This window comes from Paenibacillus zanthoxyli JH29, assembly GCF_000520715.1.
In the GTDB taxonomy this organism is placed as follows: Bacteria; Bacillota; Bacilli; order Paenibacillales; family Paenibacillaceae; genus Paenibacillus_AQ; species Paenibacillus_AQ zanthoxyli.
Genome location: NZ_ASSD01000063.1, coordinates 1 through 4,293, shown reverse-complemented (window position 1 = coordinate 4,293; position 4,293 = coordinate 1). Strand labels below are relative to the sequence as shown.

Genomic DNA, 4,293 nt, shown 5'->3' with positions numbered 1-4,293 from the left:
AATAGGCATTTACCCACCCAGTAGCGCGAAGAGCCACCTTATTATTATGCGCCTCTCGAATCGCCTCTGGAATATCTGTATATGACGTTTTACAAATATAATTGATTGCCCCCTTGTCAAATGCATCTAAAATGACCTCTTTTTCATCTAATGATGTAAGCATAATTATTTTTTCCATCCCTAATTTCCGAAGCTGTAAAGCTGTATCAATTCCGTCGTATTGATCTGGTGGTGTTAACATGATATCCATCAATACCACATCGACAGCAACCGATTGTTCAAAAAGGTCTATAGCCCCTTCCTTTGTCTTAGCAGTCCCTACAATCGTTATATCCTGCTCACGGCTTAAGAAAGATTTTAAATTTTCTCTCCATACTGGATCATCTTCGACCAGTAATACTTTAATCGAGCGGTCCATATGACACCTCCGTAGTGGATTGCGTTTTTGAAGATTGAACACGTTTTGTAGGAAGGGACAATGTTACGGTTGTCCCTTGATTGATTTTACTTCTAAGCGTAAGAACTCCCCCGTGTTTTTGTATAACACTATAGCAGTAAGTTAAACCAAGTCCATAATTACCATCAGTTAGTTTTGTCGAATAGAAAGGATCTAGCACATACGGGATTTTTTCTGTTTCGATGCCTTTACCATTATCCGTGATTTCAATATAAACTTGCTTACGTGCTTCATATAGCTTCAGTATTAGTTTTCCATTCTTACGATCCATCGCCTCAATTGCATTCTTGATACAATTTATTATGGTTTCCTGTAAGTGTACAGGATCACCTAAAATTAATAGATCAGTATTGTATTGTTTTTCGATTTGAACCGACTCAAGTCCATGACTTAATAAATTCAAAGAGTTTTCGATAATGTCAATTAACCGGAAAACTGATTCCTTAAATTCCATCACGTTTAGTCTATAATGGATTCGCTTGGCTATCTCCAGGACATGTTGTGAAGATTGTTGAATTAAATCCATATTTCGGCGGTATATCTCAGGTGCTTCCGGATATTCGCATCGTATCAACTCATTAGCGAGTAAATTGATCTTTCCGAGTTCGTTTTTAATTGTGTGGTTCAAAATAGCAGTACCCGATGAAGCAGCTTTTATAGAGATATCAAATCTTTGCCGCTCAAGACGTAGCCGAACACCTAAAAATCCGAACCTTAAGGAAAAATACAAAAAAGTGATAAAACCAATAGAAATGGTCAAAACATTAAATTCCCATAGCCGATCTATACCTATGGACTGAAAGATGTAATTCGCGGACATTGCAAAGAATGTTGTAGGTAAAATAACTAAAATAATATAGATTTTTTGACGTTTTACAATAAAATTTTTTTCTTTCCAATAGGAGTAAATCAATATCATATTTGCACTAAGGACGTAAGGGACGACCCAAACACTTAGAACTGCATAATCAGGCTGGTACTTTGGGTAGAGTGGATATATTATATACATTATTAATACCGGCAGGAGCAATATAAATTTGAAAATTTTTCTGTGAGCAAAGCCATACTCCACAATACTGAAAATCATCAGAACATACGGGGACACGAAATAAGCGAGCGAAGATAATAAAGTATAAAAGAAGTAAAGGTATGGGGATTGAAAATAACGATAGATATCTTCATGAACGACCACACCCAAGCCACCACACCCACACAAAAAGCTGAGGAGGCTACCCCACCGATTTTTTTCATTGTGGCGATCAGAAAAATAAAGGAGCGCTGCCATCACCCATAAAGCAAACCAAAGGAGTAGCATGGCCCATACCTCATATCTGCGAATTTAGAAACGATATGGTATCTTTAGCAATCCTTTTTTTGTACAGTTCGATTCCTGCATGACCACACTCATAAACGTAGCGCAGGGGCCTTCCCCAAGCTTCCCATAGCCGATCTGCATCTCGAATATCAATGTACTGATCATATTTTGCAGATAAAAGAAGGATTTTTTCTTTTGAAATTAAAGGAGTGGTTTGACTAGGATCAATGCTTGTCCAGTATTTAGATAGTTCCTCATAAGAAACCCCATGGTGTTCCAAGTCCGCTTTGATGTATTTACCCGGTATTGTATTCCAGATGGAATGAGGTAATCGATTCGCATAGAAAATAGAAACAAGCTTATTAATTTCTGGTTCAACAGTTGCTGTTAAATTGGTAATGTAACCACCGATACTAACACCTACTAAGAATACAGGTGCTTGGTTATGTTTGTTCTTGATCCAACGGATTAAAACCCGTAAATCTGTAACAGCCTGCCGAACGGACTCTAATGTCCGAGGGATATTCGCACTGACCATAAACTCTCCACTATATAAGGAACTTTCGGGTTTTCGTCCATAGTGATACGGCAAAGATGGAAAATAGACGTTCCAACCTTGATCCGTCAAACTTTTTAAAAAGACCCTTTTCATTCGATCAAGATTTTTCATTCGCCAACCATGAACCAAAATGATATGGGGAGCTGTTGGATTGTCCTTATTTAAACAAAACTCCCCTACGGATTGATCGTTAAAGGTATCCCCAGTTTTAATCTGACTTGGATATGAGAAGACCCCAAAGGAACAGCTTAGATCATCTTTAAGTATGTTAATGTCAATATCGGTTTCATGAGGTTCTGGATAAAAGGTACTCCGATCTGATAATTCGTCGCGAAACGGGTAATATTGGTCTTCCCAACTTCTTTCCTTGTGTAGTGAATAAAGAACATATCGGTCAACACCTTTAGACAACCAGGCATTAATGTTAATCACCTTTTCTTTTTGTAGGTCATTGTAACATAATACCACTTGTTTCAAAATACATTTATTTCCCACTCCCGTAATTGTTTTCCTATCTTTCGCCGTGTCGCTTATCTAAACCATTTCTTTCCTTTCCCGATATCAGGCTTTGATTTCTTTGATTCAGCGTCTTTTCAATCTCCGCCAGCTTAGCCCGTTTTTCTCTTTCTTGTTCCAACCTCTCCTTTAGCTGCCCCATTTTAAATTCATTATCTTTTTGCTTTTCACGATACAATGTAAATTCATGTTCTTGAATCCCCATCTTCTTCAAAAGAACGTTCGCTTTTTCAAATGTCTCCAGTTCAGTTTGATATTTTTTCTTCAATAACACTTTCTTAAATACAGAAGCTTGAACTTCATCGTGAATAAGTTTGTATTTGTTGTATGTGTCAATCGTCTGGATAGCAAGTATCGTAGTACGATTAATTTCCGCAGCTTCTTTTAATACGGAATTGATCTGGTTGATCTGATGTTCCGCTTTCTCCGCAGCTTGCTTTAGGTCGCTTTGGCTTTTTAATTGATGGTCGGTGATAAATTTCAACTGACTAGAGAGCTTCGAAATTTCAATGTCGGCCCTAAAATCCCGTTTGATATTTCTTCGCTTGGCATCAACCGCTTCGCGATTTCGTAAAGCACGAAGAAGTTTGAAATCCTGCTTTACGATCAGGCCCGTCAAGAGTCATCCTGCGGCAATATTTGCTTCTGTCCAGTTCGGCCACAGCACGTTCCTTTGCGCACGTACTCCGCATCTTCTCGCAGCGGTTTAGTGGGTTTCATCGGAATGGGCGCCCGGGTTTCATCCAGAAGCGGGTACGGTTTTTCGTCCATGCAGATGACGGGACAAGCCGGATCGTAAGGCGGTCGATACACTTCCAATACGTCTTCCATGGTGGCAACGAACGCGGCATTTTGCTTTGGCGGAATGCACCAGCATTTACGAAGATGAGGCTTGAGCTCGTTTTTTTTAAATTTTATCTACCGTGTCATAGGAAAGACTGTCGATGTAGTTCAGTTCGACGGCTTTGTCGGCCAGCATTCGCAAGGACCAGCGGCTCTTTCCTTCGGGCGGGGGACTGCAACTGAGTGCAATGATTTGGTCTTCCAGTTCGCCTGTAACTTTGGGAGAATTCGGTGGGGTTAACCGCTTTTTTCGCTCAAGGGTGGCCTGAAGTCCCTGCTCGGCAAACCGCTTTCGAACGAGATGGACCGTGTTGGTATGCACGTTTAAGCGTTCAGCGATTTCCACATCCGAAAGTTTACCGCCTCGCCGATATTCATCGGCCCACAGTAGAATTTGGGCTCGCCGCAACGCGCGCGCCGTCGACTTTCCTTGGCTACACATGCGTTTCAGTTCCTCTTGTTGTTCAGCGGTTAGACTTACGATATAGTCTCGTTTTTTCATCGGTTCGACCTCTTTTACTTTGACTATATCATCGATTCCATGATTTAACTGCTTTTAGACTGATGAAGCGGCTAGGCCCCTTAAATCCGGAGTCATGCCCT

At 40.4% G+C, this 4,293-nt stretch carries 5 protein-coding genes; all 5 read right to left on the bottom strand.

What is annotated here, in order from left to right; all coding sequences use genetic code 11:
* On the bottom strand, positions 1-418 hold a 418-nt coding region (locus L691_RS0102580; RefSeq protein ID WP_025688591.1), incomplete at its 3' end, for a response regulator.
* Positions 402-1,772, bottom strand: a complete 1,371-nt coding sequence (locus L691_RS0102575; protein ID WP_025688590.1) for a sensor histidine kinase — start codon at positions 1,770-1,772, stop codon at positions 402-404. The genes L691_RS0102580 and L691_RS0102575, both read right to left, overlap by 17 nt.
* Before the next feature lie 10 nt (positions 1,773-1,782).
* Positions 1,783-2,763 (bottom strand): alpha/beta hydrolase, encoded by a 981-nt coding sequence (locus L691_RS27625; protein ID WP_408634727.1) that lies wholly within the window; start codon positions 2,761-2,763, stop codon positions 1,783-1,785.
* 79 nt (positions 2,764-2,842) lie between these two features.
* Complete coding sequence (locus L691_RS0102565) at positions 2,843-3,466, bottom strand: hypothetical protein (protein ID WP_025688589.1); 624 nt, start codon at positions 3,464-3,466, stop codon at positions 2,843-2,845.
* Positions 3,467-3,754: 288 nt separating this feature from the next.
* Positions 3,755-4,192 (bottom strand): helix-turn-helix domain-containing protein, encoded by a 438-nt coding sequence (locus L691_RS27620; RefSeq protein ID WP_036734862.1) that lies wholly within the window; start codon positions 4,190-4,192, stop codon positions 3,755-3,757.
* Between the last annotated feature and the right edge of the window lie 101 nt (positions 4,193-4,293).

What these genes read in the sequence shown, in the direction of transcription:
- L691_RS0102575 (WP_025688590.1), bottom strand. Translation starts at nt 1,772, where the DNA reads ATGCTACTCCTTTGGTTTGCTTTATGGGTGATGGCAGCGCTCCTTTAT.
- L691_RS27620 (WP_036734862.1), bottom strand. Translation starts at nt 4,192, where the DNA reads ATGAAAAAACGAGACTATATCGTAAGTCTAACCGCTGAACAACAAGAG.